This is a genomic window from Streptomyces dengpaensis (assembly GCF_002946835.1).
GTDB classification, from domain to species: domain Bacteria; phylum Actinomycetota; class Actinomycetes; order Streptomycetales; family Streptomycetaceae; genus Streptomyces; species Streptomyces dengpaensis.
The window spans coordinates 2724081-2743926 of record NZ_CP026652.1; the positions used below are offsets into that span (position 1 = coordinate 2724081).

Here is a 19846-nt window from a genome sequence, read left to right on the forward strand (position 1 = left end):
GCCCGACGATCCCTCAGAGCTGGACGCCTGGGGGGACCCCCATCGCTCGGCCCCCCTTGCCAGTCGCATCCTCGTCCTCAACTCCGGCTCCTCGTCGGTGAAGTACCAGCTGCTCGACATGCGGGACAGCACTCGCCTCGCGGTCGGCCTGGTGGAGCGGATCGGCGAGGAGACCTCCCGGCTCAAGCACACGCCGCTGACCGGCGGGGAGTCCCGCGAGCAGATCGCCCCCATCGCCGACCACGACGCCGCCCTCAAGGCCGTCGCCGAGGAGCTGGCCCAGGACGGGCTCGGCCTGGACTCCCCCGAGCTGGCCGCGATCGGCCACCGGGTGGTGCACGGCGGGATGCACTTCACCGACCCGATCGTCATCGACGACGCCGTCCTCGCGGAGATCAAGCGGCTCATCCCGGTCGCCCCGCTGCACAACCCGGCGAACCTCACCGGCATCCGCACCGCCATGGCGCTGCGCCCCGACCTCCCCCAGGTCGCCGTCTTCGACACCGCGTTCCACACGACGATGCCGGAGTCGGCGGCGCGCTACGCGATCGACGTGAAGACCGCCGACGAGCACCGCATCCGCCGGTACGGCTTCCACGGCACCTCGCACGCGTACGTGTCCCGGGAGACCGCGAAGCTCCTCGGCAAGGCGCCGGAGGACGTCAACGTCATCGTGCTGCACCTCGGCAACGGCGCCTCCGCGTCCGCCGTACAGGGCGGCCGCTGCGTCGACACCTCCATGGGGCTCACGCCCTTGGAGGGGCTCGTGATGGGAACACGGTCCGGTGACATGGATCCCGCGGTCATTTTCCATTTGATGCGCGTCGGCGGGATGTCCACGGACGAGATCGACACTCTGCTCAACAAGAAGAGCGGCCTGATCGGTCTGTGCGGCGACAACGACATGCGGGAGATCCGCCGCCGTATCGACGAGGGTGACGAGCAGGCCCGGCTCGCCTTCGACATCTACATCCACCGGCTGAAGAAATACATCGGCGCCTACTACGCGGTCCTCGGCCGGGTGGACGCCATCGCCTTCACCGCCGGGGTCGGCGAGAACGCCGCCCCGGTGCGCGAGGCCGCGATCGCGGGCCTGGAGGGGCTGGGGCTCGCGGTCGACAGCGACCTGAACGCCGTACGCGGTGACGAGTCGCGGCTCATCTCGCCGCGGTCCGCGCGGGTCGCGGTCGCCGTGGTGCCGACGGACGAGGAACTGGAGATCGCCACACAGACGTATGCGCTGGTCGGAAAGAGCGACGACTGAGCCCATGGGCGCTCATTCGTATCTTCCGCCAGACGGAATATTCCGTAGCGAAACAAACCGATAGGATCGCCCCATGCGCCGTTCGAAAATCGTCTGTACTCTCGGCCCCGCGGTCGACTCCCACGAGAAACTCGTCGCGCTGATCGAAGCCGGCATGAATGTCGCCCGCTTCAACTTCAGCCACGGCACGCAAGCCGAGCACCAGGGGCGGTACGACCGCGTCCGGGCCGCCTCGGCCCAGACCGGCAAGGCCGTCGGTGTGCTCGCCGACCTCCAGGGCCCGAAGATCCGGCTGGAGACCTTCGCCGAGGGTCCCGTCGAGCTGGTGCGCGGTGACGAGTTCACCATCACCACCGAGGACGTACCCGGCGACAAGAGCATCTGCGGCACGACCTACAAGGGCCTGCCCGGTGACGTCTCCAAGGGCGACCAGGTCCTCATCAACGACGGCAACGTCGAGCTGCGGGTCGTCGAGGTCGACGGTCAGCGGGTCAAGACGGTCGTCATCGAGGGCGGCGTGATCTCCGACCACAAGGGCATCAACCTGCCCGGCGCGGCCGTGAACGTACCGGCGCTGTCCGAGAAGGACATCGAGGACCTGCGCTTCGCCCTGCGGATGGGCTGCGACATGGTCGCCCTCTCCTTCGTGCGCGACGCCAACGACGTGAAGGACGTCCACAAGGTGATGGACGAGGAGGGCCGCCGGGTCCCCGTCATCGCCAAGGTGGAGAAGCCGCAGGCGGTCGAGAACATGGAGGGCGTCGTCGCCGCGTTCGACGCCGTCATGGTGGCCCGTGGCGACCTGGCCGTCGAGTACCCGCTCGAGAAGGTCCCGATGGTGCAGAAGCGCCTCGTGGAGATGTGCCGCCGTAACGCCAAGCCGGTGATCGTCGCGACCCAGATGATGGAGTCGATGATCACCAACTCCCGCCCGACGCGCGCCGAGGCGTCCGACGTCGCCAACGCGATCCTGGACGGTGCGGACGCGGTCATGCTGTCGGCCGAGTCGAGCGTGGGCGCGTACCCGATCGAGACCGTGAAGACGATGTCGAAGATCGTCGTCGCGGCCGAGCAGGAGCTTCTGTCGAAGGGCCTGCAGCCGCTGGTCCCCGGCAAGAAGCCGCGCACGCAGGGCGGTTCGGTCGCCCGCGCCGCCTGCGAGATCGCCGACTTCCTCGGCGGCAAGGGCCTGATCGCCTTCACCCAGTCCGGTGACACCGCCCGTCGGCTGTCCCGCTACCGCGCGTCCCAGCCGATCCTCGCCTTCACCACGGACGAGGGCACCCGCAACCAGCTGACGCTGAGCTGGGGCGTGGAGTCGCACATCGTGCCGTTCGTGAACAGCACCGACGAGATGGTCGACCTGGTCGACCAGGAGCTGGTCAAGCTCAAGCGGTTCAACGACGGCGACATCGTCATCATCACCGCCGGCTCGCCCCCCGGCGTCCCCGGCACCACCAACATGGTCCGGGTGCACCACCTGGGCGGCGGAGAGCGCGACTGATACGCCAGGACGCCCTGATACGCCGCTGAGGGCGCCCCCTGTTCGCAGGGGGCGCCCTCAGCTTGTTGCGGCTCCCGGACGGGCTCCGGTGGGCGCTCAGTCCGTCTGGTACGAGTGCAGCCCGGGTACGGTCAGCGTTCCGCCGAACTGGCCGGCCTGGACGACCTTCACCTTGGTGAAGTAGATCAGCGGGATGTTCAGCGGCGGAGGGTTTTCCGGGCTGAACGTGACCGGGACCAGACCGAGCAGGTTGCCCGAGATGCTCTCGGTGTACATGACCGTCTCGCCGTCGCGGATCGTCGACGTCGAGCCGCTCGCCGCCTGCACGTGGTACGTCTTGCCGGACTGCTTGTCCTTCACCGTCTGGTGCAGATCGCCGATGTCCGTGCCGTCGGATATCACGTACTTCAGGACGTCTTTGACCGTGCCGTTGGCGGTCTTCACCTTCACGATGCCCTGGTAGTCGGCGCCCTTGAGGAGCAGGGAGCTGGCGTCCAGGTACCAGGGGTCGTCGGGCAGGGTCACCGGGTTGTCGATGCCGCCCTTTTCGTCGGTCGCGACAGGGCAGTCCGACGGGTCCACGGTGGAGCTCGCGGAGGGGCTGGGGGACGCGGTGGCCGCCTCCTCGGCCGCCTTCGTGACCGCGTCCTGGGCGTCCGAGGCTGCCTCGGACGCCGTGTCGGTGGCGTCCTTGACGGTGTCCTCGACCGTCTCGGTGACCTTGTCGGCCGTGTCCTCGACGGTGCCGGAGCCGCTGTCGGGCGTGTCCTTGCTCGCGCTCTCCGAGGGGGACGCGGACGCGGAAGCGGACGGCGTGGGGCTGGGACTCGCGGAGGACTCGCCGCCGGTGAGGACGTCGCCGATCGCGTTGCCGATGTCCTCCAGCACGTTGCCGTCGCTCGCGGACGCCGAGGGGGCCGGGGTGGCCGACGTACCGCTCGACGTACCGCCGCCCGACGGCTGGTTCGACGTACCCGCGGACGGCGCGGAGGACGAGGAGGACGCGGACGGCGCGGGCGTCGCCTCGTCGTCGGAACCTGAATCCGGCGAAGAGGACGCGCCCGAGGACGCCGAGGGGGCCGGCGTCGGCTGGTCCGCGGGCTCGCTCGCGTCGGCCGACGCGGAGGCGGAGGGCGACGCCGTGTCCGACGCGTCCTTGCCGTCCTCCGCACCCTCGATGGCCTCGACGCACGCCTGGTACTCGTCGGCCGTGAGGCTCTTCGAGGTCGGCTGGTCCTTGGCCTGCGCGAGCGTCGGTGTGAGCCCCATCCCCATGAGGACCGCTGTCGGCATCGCGGCCAGCGCGATCGCCTTGCCGGCCGGCACGTGGAACCTGGTGAACAGCGGCTTCCTGGGGGCCGCGTGGCGCGGCCCGGTTCTCACACGGGACTCATCCACTTCAGTCCCGTGGGTCACCTCGTCAGCCGGCACTTTGCCTCCCGTTCGCCCCGTTGCTCGGGCTCGTTCCTGACAGATCGTTCGGCTCGCCCACACCGTTCGCCGCCGCGGGCCCGGCGGCCGCGCTCTCGGAGGCCTCACCCTTGCTGAGGGGATCCGACGCATCGCCGTGGGGGGCCGGCACGTCGCTGACGGGCTCCGGCGCCTCGCTGCGGGGAGCCGGCGCGGGCCGCTGCTCCTCGGCGGGCTCTCCCGGAACCCAGGAGACCGCCATCGCGCCGCCGATCATGGCGAACAGGAAGCCGATGAGGAAGCCGCCCAGGTTGGACACCGGGATGGACACCAGCGCGAGGAGGATCGCCGCCACACCGGCGAACGTCCGCACGTGCTTCTGGAACCAGAGGCTGACGCCCAGCACGACGAGCAGGACGCCGATGATCAGGGAGCCCGCGCCCGCGGTGGTCGACATGGCCAGCGTCAGATGGCCGAGCTGGAGGTTCGCGTACGGGAAGTAGGCGATGGGGAATCCGCCGAGCAGGACGAACAGGCCGGCCCAGAACGGGCGATCACCCCTCCAGGTGCGGAAGTGCCGCCGGAAGACTGTGAGGTAGTGCTCGTTCTGCCCGGGTGATGCGGCGCTCATGGAAAAAGGCTCCCTGGAACGGCTTTGCTGTGAGAAGTACGCGTGACGCGAGCACGCGTCACAGGGGAAAGAGCGGGGCGGGCAAGGCAGCCGGGGCCTCCTCGCCCGCCCCTGGAGTGCCTAGTAGCACTCCTTGACGCCCTTGGACAGCGACATCTTCAGGCCGCTGAGCTTGAACGTGCCGGCGGTGGTCGCCCACGCCGTCTGCTTGACGTCGGTCAGCGTGGCCGAGTCGGCCTGCTGCGCGAAGCCGTACGGGTTCGCCGTGTCGCCCTTGGCGATGCCCGGGCCCTTGCTGGCGTCCTTGGCGGCAACACCGATGTCGATGTTGCGGAACGTCGCGTCGGCCTCGAGCTCCTCGACGTCGATGTACAGGTTCTCGGCCTTGACCGGGGTGCTGCCACCGCCGGCCTTCAGCATCAGGCTGACGGACCCGATGAACGGGACGTCAGGGGTGACCACGGACTGGCACATGCCCTGGATACTGGCCGACTTGAACGCGGAGACGGCCACCGGGTGCGCCGTCTTCTCGCCCTTGAGGGTGTAACCCGAGTCAATGGCTCCGTACTGAGAGAAGCCCGTACCGTCGAGCCGGTCCGCCGTCACCTTGAACGACTGGCCGGAAACGCTGAACGACGCGGCGAGAGCGCCCTGCGCGAGGGCGACACCTATCGCTGCCGTGGCGGCCACGCTGGGCACCATCACGACCGCGAACCGCTTCCATCTGGTCCCGCCACGCACCTGGGACTCCATATTTCCTCCTTCTCGGACGTACATCTCCTGGCCCTGACTGCCCCATGTCGACGGCTCAGCCGGGCAGGGATGGGAGAAGTGCTACGTCCTCGGGAAGGAGAGCGCCCGTACTCGGAGGCGCGAACAGCGCCCGAGTCACCGGCGATCACCCCCGAGCGACAACCACTGGTCGCGCCTGACACACATCACGCACAACCTGCTGGACAGGCTCTGCCGAACGGCAAAGACCCCCCTGTCCAAGAGCCGCCGCCACTGCCGCCGGCTCTACTCGGTGGGGACCCTGAAAACCCGTTGGCCCAACTGGTTGTCGGGGGACGGGAATGGACCGAGCGTCGCCGATCGTGGTGCATTCTCGCCGCCCGCACAAGGGGGTTCGTTACCGACTAGTAACGACCGGATAACCGAACAACGACCCATCGGTATCGGTCGACGACGGAGGGTGTCACCTGGTGCGGAACAAAACCATTGATCCTTGGACGGAATCCGACAGATCAACGCCCTCGACTTACTCCCAGTAACAGCGGCCGCGTTTACCAAGATTTGGCAAAGCGCGGCCGCATGTCGCTCCCTCGGCCAATGTTTCACCCGGGCATCACAGGCCCCGGCGTTTAGCGACAGGTCAGAACAACGCCCGCGCCAACGCCCGCCGCGCCGTGGCCACGCGCGGGTCCTCGGCCCCGACCACCTCGAACAGTTCGAGCAGCCGCAGCCGTACGGCATCACGGTCGTCGCCCGCCGTTTGCCGCACCGTGTCGATGAGCCGCCCGAAGGCGTCTTCGACATGCCCGCCCACCAAGTCCAGGTCGGCGGCGGCGATCTGCGCCTGTACGTCACGGGGCTTGCCGGCGGCGTCCTTGCGCACCTGCTGCGGGTCGAGGCTCTGCACCCGCTGGAGCAACTCGGCCTGGGCGAGGCCCAGTTTGGCCTCCGTATTGCCCGGGTCGTCGCCCAGTACGTTCTTGTACGCCTGGACGGCACCGCCGAAGTCGCCCGCGTCCAGGGCCTGTACGGCGGCTTCGAGGAGCGCGTCGTACGGTCCCGCCGGCACCTCGGGCGCCGCCTGCGCGGCGCCGGGCTCGGCGTCCGGGTCGACGGTCAGGCCGGTGAGGCCGAAGCGCTGCTCGGCGACCTGCACGAGCTGATCGAGGGTTCCGCGGATCTGGGCCTCGCCGGCCGCCCCCTGGAAGAGCGGCAGCGCCTGCCCGGCAACGACGGCGAACACAGCCGGAATCCCCTGGATCCCGAACTGCTGCATCAGCATCTGGTTGGCGTCGACGTCGATCTTGGCGAGGACGAAGCGCCCGTTGTACTCGACGGCCAGCCGCTCGAGGACCGGGCTCAGCTGCTTGCAGGGCTCGCACCACTCGGCCCAGAAGTCGATGACGACCGGCACCTCGTTGGAACGCTGCAGGACGTCGCGCTCAAAACCCGCCTCGTCGACGTCGATGACGAGACTGGCGGGGGACACGGCCCCGCTCCCACTCCCGCCGCCCCGCCTGGCCGCTTCGGCGCGCGCCTGCTCCGCCTTCGCCTTGGCCTCCTGGGCCGCCTTCACCGCGGCGAGGTCGACGACTCCGCTCATGGACATGTTCCGTGGCTGCATGAGTACATACTCCCCCTTTCGCGCGCACGCGTGGCGGCATCACCCCGGGGGCGCCCCCCGGACCCCCGGCCGTCAAGGCCGTGAAGCAGGACAAAAGCCATGCCAGGCGCCGGGTCCCCACCTGGCGCCAGTGGTTGTCGCTCACGCACACAGAGGGTGCGCCAGCTTTCGCTACGACCCGTAGCGTAACTGCCGGGGGGCACCGATGGACGCCACCTCCCGGTGATCTCCCTCACAGAGCCACCCCACCGCCGCGCACCACCCCGCCGGATAGGGTCCTGACATGCAGAGTCGCACTACCGCCCCCCGTACCGGGCGCCCGCGCAGCGCCGCCGCGGACGCCGCGATCCTGGAGGCGACGCGCGCGGCACTGGTCGAACTGGGCTGGTCCAAGCTGACGTTGGGCGACGTGGCGACCCGCGCCGGGGTCGCCAAAACGACCCTCTACCGCCGCTGGGCGGGCAAGAACGAACTCGTGGTCGACGCGGTGGCCGTCCTCTTCGACGAGCTGGAGCTCCCCGACCGGGGCAGCCTGGCCGCCGACATCGAGGGCGTGGTGCTGCAGTTCGCGGCGATCCTGAGCCGGCCCGAGGCGAAAACGGCCCTGATGGCGGTGGTGGCCGAGTCGACCCGCGACGAGCCGCTGCGCGAACGCATCCGCACGTCGGTCGTCGACCGTCAGAAGCGCCTCGTCCTGGAGGGCCGCGCCCGCGCCACAGCCCGCGGCGAACTCCCCCCGGAGCCCGACCCGGCGGCCGCCGCCCGCACCGTCGACCTGATCTTCGACGTGGTCGCCGGCACGGTGGTCCACCGCACCCTCGTCAGCGCCGAACCCGCGGACGAGGAGTGGGTCCGCAGCTTCACCAGGGTGCTGCTGGTGGGCCTGACGGGGGCGGGCGCTGATTCTTAGCCCGTCCGGCGTTTGAGGACGAGGCCGTTCAGGCCGATGCGGGGTCTGGGGGCGGCAGCCCCCAGGAACGATGGGGGTCCCCCCGCTCTGGGGGTACCTCCCAGGCCCTTAAGGCACTGGGGGAGAAGCCGAGAGTGGGGGAGGGCAGGGGCGGAGGGGGCGAAGAAAGCCCTCAGAAGCCCGCCGGCTCCGTGTACACCCCCCACTCCTCCCGGAGGGCATCACAGATCTCGCCGAGCGTGGCCTCGGCCCGCACGGCGTCCAGCATGGGCCCGATCATGTTGGACCCGTCGCGCGCAGCCACGAGCATCGCATCGAGGGCGGCGCGAACGACCGCCTCCTCCCGCCCGGCCTTGCGGCCGGAGAGCACCCGCACCTGCTCCCGCTCCACCTCGTGACTGACCCGGAGAATCTCCAGATCCCCGGTCACCGAGCCATGGTGGACATTGACCCCCACCACCCGCTTGTCCCCCTTCTCAAGGGACCGCTGGTACTGGAACGCCGACTCCGCGATCTCCCCGGTGAACCACCCGTCCTCGATCCCCCGCAGGATCCCGGAGGTGATCGGCCCGATCGGGTGCCGCCCGTCGGGATGCGCCCGCAGCCCCCGCTCCTTGATCTGCTCGAAGATCCTCTCCGCGTCGGCCTCGATCCGGTCGGTGAGCTGCTCGACGTACCAGGATCCGCCCAGCGGATCGGCGACGTTGGCGACGCCGGTCTCCTCCATCAGCACCTGCTGCGTACGGAGGGCGATCTCGGCGGCCTGCTCGGACGGCAGGGCGAGGGTCTCGTCCAGCGCGTTGGTGTGCAGCGAGTTCGTACCTCCGAGGACCGCCGCGAGCGCCTCCACGGCCGTACGGACGACGTTGTTGTACGGCTGCTGGGCGGTCAGCGAGACACCCGCCGTCTGCGTGTGGAACCGCAGCCACTGCGCCTTCTCGGACCGTGCCCCGTACACATCCCGCATCCAGCGGGCCCAGATCCGCCGCGCCGCCCGGAACTTGGCGATCTCCTCGAAGAAGTCGACGTGCGCGTCGAAGAAGAAGGACAGCCCCGGGGCGAAGACGTCCACGTCCAGGCCGCGCGACAGACCCAGCTCCACGTACCCGAAACCGTCCGCCAGCGTGTACGCCAGCTCCTGCGCGGCCGTGGCCCCGGCCTCCCGGATGTGGTAGCCGGAGACGGACAGCGGCTTGTACGCGGGGATCTCGGACGCGCAGTGCTCCATCAGGTCCCCGATGAGCCTGAGGTGCGGCTCGGGCTGGAAGAGCCACTCCTTCTGCGCGATGTACTCCTTGAAGATGTCGGTCTGGAGCGTGCCGTTGAGCACGGACGGATCGACACCCTGCCGCTCGGCCGCGACCAGGTACATGCAGAAGACCGGAACGGCCGGCCCGCTAATGGTCATCGACGTCGTGACGTCACCCAGCGGGATGTCCTTGAACAGGACCTCCATGTCGGCCGCCGAGTCGATCGCGACGCCGCAGTGGCCGACCTCGCCGAGCGAGCGGGGATCGTCGGAGTCGCGCCCCATGAGCGTGGGCATGTCGAAGGCGACGGACAGTCCGCCGCCGCCGTTGGCGAGGATCATCTTGTAGCGCTCGTTGGTCTGCTCGGCGTTGCCGAACCCGGCGAACTGCCGGATGGTCCACGTACGCCCTCGGTAGCCGGTCGGGTAGAGCCCGCGGGTGAAGGGGTATTCCCCGGGCCAGCCGATCCGTTCGAAGCCCTCATAGGTGTCCCCGGGCCGGGGACCGTACACCGGCTCCACGGGGTCGCCGGAGAGCGTGGTGAAGTCGGCCTCGCGCTTGCGCGAGGCGTCGTAGCGGGCCTGCCAGCGTCGGCGGCCCTCTTCGATGGCGTCAGCGTCCATACCCATGAATTTACTAGGACGTCCTAGTAAATGTCGATGGCAAACCGCCGTACGTTGCCGTACGGCGGCGGTGGTACGAGGGCGGTACCCCGGTGGTACCCGGCGCTACGGCGGTGATTACGCCTTGGCGACCGCGGGAGAGGTGTCCGCGACCTTGGACTCCAGCTCCCGGGAGATCTTGCGCTCCACGAAGAAGGCGGCCGTGGGAATGGTCCCGGCCAGGAGCACCCACAGCTGCTTGCCGACCGGCCACTTCGCCTTGGAGCCCAGATCGAAGGCGAAGACCAGGTAGACGACGTACAGCCAGCCGTGCGCGATGGCCACGACACGGGTGACGTCGGCGGCGCCGTTCACATCCAGCCCGTACTTGGCGATCATGCCGAGGCACAGCAGGACCAGCAGAACGCCGGTGACGTAGGCCAGGACGCGGTAGCGGGTCAGCACGCTTCGTTTCATGGAAACGAGCGTATCGACCCCTTATGCGCGATCTTCGCGCGCCCCCGCCTCTCGGCTACTCGTCCTCGAAGTCCTGCGCGGCGATCCGCAACGGCCGCAGCATCGCGAAGATCTCCGCGCACTCCTCCGCGTCGTACACCCCGAGTCCGAAGTCCATGGCCATCAGGTCGCGGGTGGCCGCGTCGCAGACCTCGCGGCCCTTCTCGGTGATGGAGGCGAGCGTGCCGCGCCCGTCGTTGGGGTTGGGCCGCCTGGCGACGAGCCCGGACTTCGCCAGCCGGTCCACGGTGTTGGTGACCGACGTCGGGTGCACCATGAGCCGCTCGCCGATCTTGGACATCGGCAGCTCGCCCGCCTTGGAGAAGGTGAGCAGGACCAGCGCCTCGTATCGCGCGAAGGTCAGTCCGTACGGTTTGACGACCGCGTCGACCTCGGCGAGCAGGATCTGGTGCGCGCGCATGATCGAGGTGATCGCGGCCATGGACGGCACGGATCCCCAGCGCTGCTTCCAGTGTTCGTCGGCGCGGGCGATCGGATCGAAGGCAAGACTGAGCGGCTTCGGCACGGCAACGACCTTACCGGCCGGTCATATCGCGGTCAGCCCTGTCTCGCCTTTCGGTCCCGACCGCCGGGCCGGGGGCGGCTGCGGACGTTTTTCGCCCCCTCCGCCCCTGCCCGTCCCGTACCCGGGGGCCCCGCCCCCCAGACCCCCGTACCGCGCTTCGCGCTCGTCCTCAAACGCCGGACGGGCTGGAAATCAGGCCGACAGGTGCCGCTCCACCGTCTCGACCTTGGAGGTCAGACCGTCCGTCACCCCGGGGCGGATGTCCGCCTTCAGGACGACCGAGACGCGCGGCGCGCGCCTCTCGACGGCGGCGACGGCACGCTTGACCACGTCCATCACCTCGTCCCACTCGCCCTCGATCGAGGTGAACATCGCGTCCGTGCGGTTGGGCAGGCCCGACTCGCGGACGACTCGGACGGCGTCGGCGACGTACTCGCCCACGTCCTCGCCGACGCCCAGCGGCGTCACGGAGAAGGCGACGATCACGCGTTCACGATCCCTTCCTTGCGGGCGCGGGACGCGATGACCGCGTTCTCGGCCTCGCGCTTGAGCTTGCGGTCGGCGAAGAAGCCGCCGGTCGGCAGGACGGAGAGGACGAGGTAGAGGATGCCGGTGCCCGCGCTCCACTTGGCGCGGTTCCAGGCGTCCGCCCAGAAGATCACGTACAGGATGAAGAGGACGCCGTGGATCGCGCCCATGACGGGCACCGCGTTGAAGTCCGTGGTCCGCTTCAGGACCGAGCAGACGAGCAGCAGCAGGAAGGAGACGGCCTCGGGGGCCGAGACCAGGCGGAGGCGGCGGAGCGCGGCGGCGGTCTTTATGTCCACGGGTCACCTTCGGTGAGAGTTTCGCTGTCGGGGGATGCCGCTTTGTGAACACAAGCACAAGCGTCGGGCCATTGTGGCACTTGAGGTCCTGCCACCCGGGCAGGGGGTCTCAGGGTGTCGCAAGGCCCCCTGCAGGGCGTCTCAGGTTGTCCGCATGTCCTCCCGGGGTTCCCGCAGCGCGTCTCAGGGTGTCCTAAGGGTCCGGATCATCCCGAAGGCTCTGTTGGTGACCCCGGTCGGCGGCTACCTTCGCAAGCGTGGCGATGTTCCGACTTCAAGGCAGCAAGGTGCTGGCCGTCGAGATGACCGGGGACGCCGTGAAGGCGAAGAACGGCTCGATGGTCGCGTACGACGGCCAGATGGCCTTCAAGAAGCTGAGCGGGGGCGGTGAGGGCATACGGGGGATGGTGACCCGGCGCATCACCGGCGAGCAGATGACGGTGATGGAGGTGAAGGGGCACGGGACCTGCTGGTTCGCGGACCGGGCCTCCGAGATCAACCTCGTCAGTCTGCAAGGGGACAAGCTCTACGTGGAGTCCAGCAATCTGCTCGCGACGGACGCGGGACTGCGGACGGGCACGACCTTCACGGGTCTGCGGGGCGCCTCGCAGGGCAACGGGCTGTTCACCACCACCGTCGAGGGGCACGGCCAGGCCGCGATCACGTCCGACGGCCCGGCGGTGGTGCTGCGGGTGAGCTCCGAGTACCCCCTGACGGTCGATCCGGGCGCGTACATCGCGCACCAGGGCAATGTGCGGCAGTCCTTCCAGTCCGGTGTGACGTTCCGCACGCTGCTCGGGGAGGGCGGCGGCGAAGCGTTCCAGATCCGCTTCGAGGGCGACGGCCTGGTCTACGTGCAGCCCAGTGAGCGCAACACGATCGCGGGGGATGTCTGACATGCCGTTCCGTGAGGTGAACTCGAAGATGGTCGAGGCCACGGTGCTGCCGGGCCAGCGGATGTTCAGCCAGCGCGGCGCGATGCTCGCCTACAAGGGCGAGGTCTCCTTCACACCCGACATCCACGGCGGCCAGGGCGGCGTGATGTCCATGATCGGCCGCCGCCTTGCCAACGAGGCCACCCCGCTGATGACTGTCGAGGGCTCCGGCACGGTGCTCTTCGGGCACGGCGGCCATCACGTCCAGGTGATCAACCTCACGGGCGACACCTTGTACGTCGAGGCGGACCGGCTGCTCGCCTTCGACGGCACACTCCAGCAGGGCACGATGTTCCTGGGCGCGCAGGGCGGCGTGATGGGCATGGTGCGCGGCCAGGTGACCGGTCAGGGGCTCTTCACGACCACCTTGAAGGGTCATGGCGCGGTCGCCGTCATGGCGCACGGGGGTGTGATCGAGGTCCCGATCGCCCCGCAGCGCCCGGTCCATGTCGACCCGCAGGCGTACGTCGCCCACCACGGCGACGTACGCAACAAGCTGTCCACGGCGCTGGGCTGGCGCGACATGGTGGGCCGCGGCTCGGGCGAGGCGTTCCAGCTGGAGCTGAGCGGCAGTGGCGCGGTGTACGTCCAGGCCTCGGAGGAGAAGCTGTGAGCGCGTACGGAACTCCCGGCGGCCCGGTGATCTACGACCCGATGACGCTGCCGGTCGACGACAACGTCAACAACTACACCTTCTGCGTGGAGCTCAGGGGCAGCCAGTGGTTCCTGCAGAAGGGCAAGATGATCGCCTACTACGGGTCGATGGATTTCAACGGCATCGGACACGGCCGGCTCGACCGCCTCGTCCGTACGTCGTTCCATTCGCCTCTGCACGCGAGCGACTGGGTCGTGGCGGAGGGCACGGGCAAGATGCTCCTCGCCGACCGGGCCTTCGACGTGAATTCGTACGACCTGGACAACGGCAACCTGACCATTCGCTCGGGCAACCTGCTCGCTTTTCAGCCAAGTCTTTCGCTCAAGCAGTCGATCGTGCCGGGCTTTCTGACCCTGATCGGAACCGGCAAGTTCGTGGCCACGTCCAACGGTCCGGTGGTGTTCATGGAACCCCCGATCCGGGTGGACCCACAGGCCCTGGTCGGCTGGGCCGACTGCCCCTCTCCGTGCCATCACTACGACCACGGCTACATGACAGGTGTCATGGGCGGTCTACGTGCGATGACGGGCCTCGGCGGGGCCTCCGGAGAGGAGCACCAGTTCGAGTTCGTGGGGGCCGGCACGGTGCTGCTCCAGTCCACCGAAACCCTGATGGCCGAGCAGGCCACGGGAGCGGTCCCGCAGCAGGCGGGAGTACCCGGCCCGGGCGGGGTACCCAGTCAGTACGGACAGCAGTCCGGCACACCGCGCCTTCCCGGACAGCTGGGGGACCTCCAGCGTCGCTTCGGGCTGTGAGCGGTAGTCTGCGGAGTGTGACATCGAACGCGTGCGCACAGTCACACCACTCACTAGTTCGCCTTTCAACATTTTAGGTAGACTTCATTCATGGAGACCGAGACGGCCACGCGCTGGCTGACCGATGCGGAGCAGTGCGCTTGGCGCACCCACCTGGAGGTCAACAGGCTGTTGACGTACCAGCTCGAGAGGGACCTGCAGCCGTTCGGACTGACGATGAACGACTACGAGATCCTGGTGAACCTCTCCGAATCGGAGGGCGTACGGATGCGCATGAGCGACCTCGCGTCCGCCACCCTCCAGTCCAAGAGTCGCCTCTCGCACCAGATCACGCGCATGGAGAACGCGAATCTGGTGCGCCGCGAGAACTGCGAGTCCGACCGGCGGGGACTGTACGCCGTCCTCACCGATCACGGCCTGGAGACGATGAAGAAGGTCGCGCCGCACCATGTGGAGTCGGTGCGGAGACACTTCATCGATCTGCTGTCGCCGGAGGCCTTGGAGGACCTGCACAAGTCGTTGACGCCGATCGCCGATCATTTGCGGGGGCAGCGAGGCAAGGCGTAGCGGTTCGCGGTTTTTTTCGCCGTTCGCGGTTCGCCGTTCGCTCGCGGTTCGCCGTTCGCTCGCGGTTCGCGGTTCGGGAGCGAGTGTCACTGCCCCGCGCCCCTGCCGGGGCGCGGGGCAGCTGATCAGACGCGGCTCGGTTCCGCGGTCTTCTCGGGGGCTTCGCGCTCCGCGTGCGCGGTGCGTCCGACGCGTACGGAGAGCAGGCCCGCCGTCATCGCCACCGCCCCCGCGATCGCGAAGCACAGCCCCAGGGACAGGTGGCCCACGAGGATCCCCACCGCCGCGGCGCCACCCGAATTCCCCGCGTTCACGGCGGTGTTGACCCAGGCACCCGCCTGGGTGCGGAAGCCGGGCGGGGCCGCCTCGTCGGCGATCAGGTAGGACGTCGTCAGGGCCGGGGCGACGAAGAAGCCCGCGCAGGCCACGGCGACGATCAGCGTGCCGAGGCCGGGCGCGAGGCCCGCGGCGAACAGGGCGAGGCCCAGGCCGCCGGCCAGCAGGGGGAGCCGTACCCGCGCGGAGGTGCGCCAGTCGACCGCGCCGTTCAGCAGGCCGCCCAGCGCGCTGCCCACCGACAGTGCGGCGAGCACCCAGGCCACCACGTCGTCCCCGTGACGGCGCTGCTCGGCGAAGGCCATCACCAGGAGGTCGATGGCCCCCAGGGACAGGCCGACGCCCGCCGCGACGACGACGGGCTGCACGAGCGCGCGCCCTCCCCGCAGCCGGCGTCCGGCGCGGGTGCGACGCTGAGCGCCGGTCGGGCATACGCCCGCCACGACCGGCGACAGGACGAACGCGACGGTTCCGGTCCACACCAGCAGGGCGCTGAGCGCGACTGCGGCGGCCGGGGGCGCCCACTGCACGACCGCGCCCACCAGCAGCGGCCCCGAGACGAAGAGGATCTCCTCCGCGACGCCGTCCAGGCTGTACGCGCGCTGCAACAGCAGCTTGTCCTCGACGACTTCGCCCCACACGGCACGCATCGTGGGGCCGAGGGGCGGTGTGCAGGTGCCCGCGGTGACCGCCAGCGCGCCGAGCGCCGCCGCCGGCGCTCCCGGCCGCCAGGCCGCCGCCGCGAAGGCCGCGAGCAGGCCCGCGTAGAGCGAGGCCATCGGGAGGAGGGCACGGCGGGGGCCGTACCGGTCGATCAGGGCCGCCCGCGCGGGCGACAGGAACACGCTCATGGCGCCGAACAGCGCCATGACCGTGCCGGCCACCGCGTACGACCCGGTGGCCCGGGTCACCGTCAGCATCATGGCCAGGGAGACGATGCCGTACGACAGCCGGCCGGTCAGGGCGGCGATGAAGGTGCGGCGGGTATGGGGGATGCGGAAGAGCGCGGCGTACGAGGGCCGCGAAGGTGACGCAGACATGGAAAGGGCTCCTCAACAGCGAGGCGGGTCAGGGGACGCCTGAGTGCCGCGACGGTGCAGCCGAGTGCTGCCTGGCCGTCGCGGGCCTGGGCGGGCCCTATGCCAAGAGGAGGAACATGCGGCTCAACCTACCAGCGGGGGATCGACCACGTGGCGCCTATTGGGCGAGCGGCAGGCGGAGTTCGAACTCGGCTCCGCCTGCCGGCGCGTCCCGGACCGTGAGCGTGCCGCCGTGGCGTACGGCGACATCGCGGGCGATGGAGAGGCCGCTGCCGAGGCCATCGCCGCCGTGCTGAAGCACATGCCGAGCACCGCCGTCTCCGACGACCGGGAGGACGAAGACGCTGAAGTGTGGGAGGTGGACGTCGTGAAGGGCGACGGCGCCGAGTACGCCGTCAAGGTCGCCCCGGACACCGGAAAGGTGCTCGGCGCCCACCGTGACGACGACGATGACGACGACCGCGACGAGCGCTCCGCGCTGAGGGATGCCCGTGTCGACGCCCGCGAGGCCGCGCTGGCCGGCGCGGCCAAGGGCACGGTCACCGAGGTCGGCCTCGACGACGATGACGACAGCCGCGCCCTGGCCTGGAACGTGGAGACCACGAAGGGCGAGTGGAAGGTCGACGTCCGCACGGGCAAGGTCACCCAGGACCACGACGACGCGGACGACCAGCGCGGCGGTGACGACGCCGACCACGACGACCGCGACGACCGCGACGACCGCGACGACGACTGACGAAGCCGTCGCACGTCAGGCACGGCCTCCTGAGCCGTGGAGCCGTGGGGAGGGGCGACCCTCCCCACGGCCAGGGCCGCCGTCAGCAGCACGGCCGCTCCGGACCAACGCGGTCCGGGAGTTGGCCAAGGAGACTGCGCGTCAGCCCTCTGTCAGGCTCGCCACCAGTTCGTCCGCCGCTCGGTACGGGTCCAGGTCGCCGGACACGATGCGCTCGGCCAGGGCGTCCAGATGGCGGTCGCCGTGCAGGTCGCCGATCCGTTCGCGCAGGGCCGTGACCGCGATGGTCTCCACCTCTCGGGAGGCACGGGCCAGGCGGCGTTCGGCGAGGACGCCGTGTTCTTCCATCCACGCCCGGTGCTTCTCCAGGGCCTCGACAACCTCGTCGATCCCCTCGCCCCGGGATGCGACGGTCTTCACGATCGGCGGCCGCCAGTCCCCCGGCGCCCGGGATTCGCCCAGGCCCAGCATGTGGTTGAGCTCGCGGGCGGTGGCGTCGGCACCGTCCCGGTCTGCCTTGTTGACCACGTACACGTCGCCGATCTCCAGGATCCCGGCCTTGGCCGCCTGGATGCCGTCGCCCATGCCTGGGGCCAGCAGCACCACCGACGTGTCCGCCTGGGACGCGATCTCGACCTCGGACTGGCCGACACCGACCGTCTCGACGAGGATCACGTCGCAGCCCGCCGCGTCCAGGACGCGGATCGCCTGGGGCGCCGCCCAGGCGAGTCCGCCGAGGTGTCCTCGGGTCGCCATCGAGCGGATGTAGACGCCGGGGTCCGAGGCGTGCTCGGACATGCGGACGCGGTCGCCGAGCAGCGCGCCCCCGGAGAAGGGGGACGACGGGTCCACGGCCAGCACGCCGACGCGCTTGCCCTGGCGCCGGTACGCCGTCACCAGCGCCGAGGTCGACGTCGACTTGCCCACGCCCGGGGAGCCGGTGAGCCCGACCACGTACGCGTTGCCGGTCAGGGGCGCCAGCGCCGCCATGACCTCACGGAGCTGTGGTGCCGCCCCCTCCACCAGGGAGATCAGCCGGGCCACCGCCCGCGGCCGTCCTTCCCTGGCCTGGGCCACCAGCGAGGAGACGTCCTGCATCACAGCTCCGTTCAGAGTCGTACAGAATCAGTGTCGAACGGGATCAAAGCCGTACGGAATCCGAGCCGTACGGAATCCGAGCCGTACGGAATCCGAGCCGTACGGAAATGATCAGGTGCTTCAGGCCTTGGATACCCGCACGATCAGCGCGTCACCCTGCCCGCCGCCACCGCACAGCGCCGCAGCGCCGACCCCGCCGCCCCGCCGCTTCAGCTCAAGGGCCAGGTGCAGGACGAGCCGGGCGCCCGACATACCGATCGGGTGACCCAGGGCAATGGCGCCGCCGTTGACGTTCACCTTTTCCGTGGACACCCCGAGGTCCTTCGTTGACTGGACCGCGACCGCCGCGAACGCCTCGTTGATCTCGATGAGATCCAGATCGGAGACCTCCAGACCCTCCTTCTTCAGGGCGTGCAGGATCGCGTTCGACGGCTGCGACTGCAAAGAGTTGTCCGGTCCGGCCACGTTCCCGTGGGCGCCGATCTCCGCGATCCACTCCAGGCCCAGTTCCTGCGCCTTGGCCTTGCTCATGACCACCACGGCCGCCGCGCCGTCCGAGATCTGCGACGACGTACCCGCCGTGATCGTGCCGTCCTTCGTGAACGCGGGGCGCAGCCTGCCCAGCGACTCCGCCGTCGTCTCCGCGCGGATGCCCTCGTCCTTGCTGAAGACGACGGGCTCGCCCTTGCGCTGCGGGATCTCGACCGGGGTGATCTCGGCCTCGAAGATGCCGTTCTTCTGGGCGGCGGCGGCGCGCTGGTGGGACAGGGCGGCGATCTCGTCCTGCTCGGGGCGCGCGATGCCGAGCCGCGTGTTGTGCTTCTCCGTCGACTCGCCCATGGCGATGCCCTCGAAGGAGTCGGTCAGGCCGTCGTACGCCATGGCGTCGAGCATCTCGATCGCGCCGTACTTGAAGCCCTCGCGGGACTTCGGCAGCAGGTGGGGGGCGTTGGTCATGGACTCCTGGCCGCCCGCCACGATCACGTCGAACTCGCCCGCGCGGATCAGCTGGTCGGCCAGCGCGATCGCGTCCAGGCCCGACAGGCACACCTTGTTGATCGTGAGCGCCGGGACGCTCATCGGGATGCCCGCCTTGACCGCGGCCTGGCGTGCCGGGATCTGCCCCGCGCCGGCCTGGAGCACCTGGCCCATGATCACGTACTGGACCTGGTCGCCGCCGATCCCCGCACGGTCGAGGGCCGCCTTGATCGCGAAGCCTCCGAGGTCGGCTCCGGAGAAGGACTTCAGCGAGCCCAGCAACCGGCCCATGGGCGTACGCGCGCCCGCGACGATCACCGAAGTACTGCTGTTCGTTCCAGACATGAGGTGCGATCCCCTTACCGGCTGCACAGCCGAGGAGTGAACGAGGGTTTACTTCGAATGTACTGACCGGTAGTCCACCGCGTCATCCGGCTGTCAGTGTGACGGCGCGCACGTTGCGTAACCACGCCGGGAGCGCTGCACTGACTCCATGCTGACGCGAATCGACCACATCGGGATCGCCTGTTTCGACCTCGACAAGACCGTCGAGTTCTACCGGGCGACGTACGGCTTCGAGGTCTTCCACTCCGAGGTCAACGAGGAGCAGGGCGTACGGGAGGCCATGCTCAAGATCAACGAGACGTCCGACGGCGGCGCCTCCTACCTCCAGCTGCTCGAACCCACCCGTGAGGACTCCGCCGTCGGGAAGTGGCTGGCCAAGAACGGCGAGGGAGTGCACCACATCGCCTTCGGCACGGCGGACGTCGACGGTGACGCCGCCGCCATCAGGGACAAGGGCGTACGGGTGCTCTACGAAGAGCCCCGGATCGGGTCCATGGGGTCCCGGATCACCTTCCTGCATCCGAAGGACTGCCATGGTGTTCTGACAGAACTGGTCACTTCGGCGGCGGTTGAGTCACCTGAGCACTGACCTCCGTATATCTGGG

At 69.4% G+C, this 19846-nt stretch carries 21 protein-coding genes and 1 pseudogene; 9 read left to right on the plus strand and 13 right to left on the minus strand.

The window, feature by feature from the left end:
* Positions 1-19 precede the first annotated feature (19 nt).
* Together C4B68_RS12195 and pyk are read left to right on the plus strand one after the other, a co-directional pair.
* Positions 20-1264: an acetate kinase gene (locus tag C4B68_RS12195; protein ID WP_099500041.1), complete on the plus strand. Its 1245-nt coding sequence runs from the start codon at positions 20-22 to the stop codon at positions 1262-1264.
* A gap of 73 nt (positions 1265-1337) precedes the next feature.
* The gene (pyk, locus tag C4B68_RS12200) at positions 1338-2768 is read left to right on the plus strand and encodes a pyruvate kinase (protein WP_099499983.1); all 1431 of its coding nucleotides are present in this window, start codon (positions 1338-1340) and stop codon (positions 2766-2768) included.
* Positions 2769-2864: 96 nt separating this feature from the next.
* Here pyk and C4B68_RS12205 read toward each other — a convergent pair whose 3' ends face one another.
* The 4 genes from C4B68_RS12205 to C4B68_RS12225 all read right to left on the minus strand — a co-directional run bounded on the left by C4B68_RS12205 (position 2865) and on the right by C4B68_RS12225 (position 7165).
* On the minus strand, positions 2865-4199 hold the full coding sequence (locus tag C4B68_RS12205) for a hypothetical protein (RefSeq protein WP_099499982.1): 1335 nt from the start codon (positions 4197-4199) through the stop codon (positions 2865-2867).
* On the minus strand, positions 4189-4809 hold the full coding sequence (locus C4B68_RS12210) for a DUF6114 domain-containing protein (RefSeq protein WP_099499981.1): 621 nt from the start codon (positions 4807-4809) through the stop codon (positions 4189-4191). The genes C4B68_RS12205 and C4B68_RS12210 overlap by 11 nt, the downstream gene beginning before the upstream one ends.
* Before the next feature lie 120 nt (positions 4810-4929).
* Positions 4930-5562, minus strand: coding sequence for a DUF6230 family protein (locus C4B68_RS12215; RefSeq protein ID WP_099499980.1), 633 nt, complete (start codon positions 5560-5562; stop codon positions 4930-4932).
* 619 nt (positions 5563-6181) lie between these two features.
* A complete protein-coding gene (locus C4B68_RS12225) occupies positions 6182-7165 on the minus strand; it encodes a tetratricopeptide repeat protein (protein WP_099499979.1) in 984 nt (327 codons plus the stop codon).
* A 283-nt stretch (positions 7166-7448) separates the two neighbouring features.
* Here C4B68_RS12225 and C4B68_RS12230 point away from each other — a divergent pair, with 283 nt between their 5' ends.
* On the plus strand, positions 7449-8075 hold the full coding sequence (locus tag C4B68_RS12230; protein ID WP_099499978.1) for a TetR/AcrR family transcriptional regulator: 627 nt from the start codon (positions 7449-7451) through the stop codon (positions 8073-8075).
* A 172-nt stretch (positions 8076-8247) separates the two neighbouring features.
* On the opposite strand, the gene C4B68_RS12240 is transcribed toward C4B68_RS12230, so the two are convergent.
* From C4B68_RS12240 to C4B68_RS12260, 5 genes are all read right to left on the minus strand, one after another.
* A complete protein-coding gene (locus tag C4B68_RS12240) occupies positions 8248-9948 on the minus strand; it encodes a coenzyme B12-dependent isobutyryl-CoA mutase large subunit (RefSeq protein ID WP_099499976.1) in 1701 nt (566 codons plus the stop codon).
* Positions 9949-10065: 117 nt separating this feature from the next.
* Entirely contained in the window at positions 10066-10404 is a 339-nt protein-coding gene (locus tag C4B68_RS12245) for a DUF3817 domain-containing protein (RefSeq protein ID WP_099499975.1), read from the minus strand.
* Between the two features lie 55 nt (positions 10405-10459).
* Complete coding sequence (locus C4B68_RS12250) at positions 10460-10969, minus strand: MarR family winged helix-turn-helix transcriptional regulator (protein ID WP_099499974.1); 510 nt, start codon at positions 10967-10969, stop codon at positions 10460-10462.
* A 192-nt stretch (positions 10970-11161) separates the two neighbouring features.
* On the minus strand, positions 11162-11455 hold the full coding sequence (locus C4B68_RS12255; RefSeq protein ID WP_099499973.1) for an MTH1187 family thiamine-binding protein: 294 nt from the start codon (positions 11453-11455) through the stop codon (positions 11162-11164).
* Complete coding sequence (locus tag C4B68_RS12260; protein WP_099499972.1) at positions 11452-11796, minus strand: DUF3817 domain-containing protein; 345 nt, start codon at positions 11794-11796, stop codon at positions 11452-11454. Before C4B68_RS12260 ends, C4B68_RS12255 begins: the two co-directional genes overlap by 4 nt.
* A gap of 263 nt (positions 11797-12059) precedes the next feature.
* On the opposite strand from C4B68_RS12260, the gene C4B68_RS12265 reads away from it, so the two are divergent.
* The 4 genes from C4B68_RS12265 (at position 12060) to C4B68_RS12280 (ending at position 14708) form a co-directional block, all read left to right on the plus strand.
* Positions 12060-12692, plus strand: a complete 633-nt coding sequence (locus C4B68_RS12265; protein WP_099499971.1) for an AIM24 family protein — start codon at positions 12060-12062, stop codon at positions 12690-12692.
* Position 12693: 1 nt separating this feature from the next.
* Complete coding sequence (locus C4B68_RS12270) at positions 12694-13344, plus strand: AIM24 family protein (RefSeq protein ID WP_099499970.1); 651 nt, start codon at positions 12694-12696, stop codon at positions 13342-13344.
* On the plus strand, positions 13341-14141 hold the full coding sequence (locus C4B68_RS12275; protein ID WP_099499969.1) for an AIM24 family protein: 801 nt from the start codon (positions 13341-13343) through the stop codon (positions 14139-14141). The genes C4B68_RS12270 and C4B68_RS12275 overlap by 4 nt, the downstream gene beginning before the upstream one ends.
* 90 nt (positions 14142-14231) lie before the next feature.
* Entirely contained in the window at positions 14232-14708 is a 477-nt protein-coding gene (locus tag C4B68_RS12280; RefSeq protein WP_099499968.1) for a MarR family winged helix-turn-helix transcriptional regulator, read from the plus strand.
* A 125-nt stretch (positions 14709-14833) separates the two neighbouring features.
* Here C4B68_RS12280 and C4B68_RS12285 read toward each other — a convergent pair whose 3' ends face one another.
* Positions 14834-16084, minus strand: a complete 1251-nt coding sequence (locus tag C4B68_RS12285; RefSeq protein ID WP_099499967.1) for an MFS transporter — start codon at positions 16082-16084, stop codon at positions 14834-14836.
* 157 nt (positions 16085-16241) lie between these two features.
* A pseudogene (locus C4B68_RS44400) lies at positions 16242-16364 on the minus strand (ATP-binding protein); the annotation flags it as partial.
* Between the two features lie 21 nt (positions 16365-16385).
* Between C4B68_RS44400 and C4B68_RS12290 the strand changes: the two are divergent.
* Complete coding sequence (locus C4B68_RS12290; protein ID WP_099500040.1) at positions 16386-16820, plus strand: PepSY domain-containing protein; 435 nt, start codon at positions 16386-16388, stop codon at positions 16818-16820.
* A 141-nt stretch (positions 16821-16961) separates the two neighbouring features.
* On the opposite strand, the gene meaB is transcribed toward C4B68_RS12290, so the two are convergent.
* Both meaB and C4B68_RS12300 read right to left on the minus strand, forming a co-directional pair.
* Entirely contained in the window at positions 16962-17918 is a 957-nt protein-coding gene (gene meaB / locus C4B68_RS12295; RefSeq protein ID WP_099499966.1) for a methylmalonyl Co-A mutase-associated GTPase MeaB, read from the minus strand.
* A gap of 120 nt (positions 17919-18038) precedes the next feature.
* A complete protein-coding gene (locus tag C4B68_RS12300) occupies positions 18039-19241 on the minus strand; it encodes an acetyl-CoA C-acetyltransferase (protein WP_099499965.1) in 1203 nt (400 codons plus the stop codon).
* Between the two features lie 148 nt (positions 19242-19389).
* Here C4B68_RS12300 and mce point away from each other — a divergent pair, with 148 nt between their 5' ends.
* The gene (gene mce, locus C4B68_RS12305; protein WP_099499964.1) at positions 19390-19830 is read left to right on the plus strand and encodes a methylmalonyl-CoA epimerase; all 441 of its coding nucleotides are present in this window, start codon (positions 19390-19392) and stop codon (positions 19828-19830) included.
* Positions 19831-19846 lie beyond the last annotated feature (16 nt).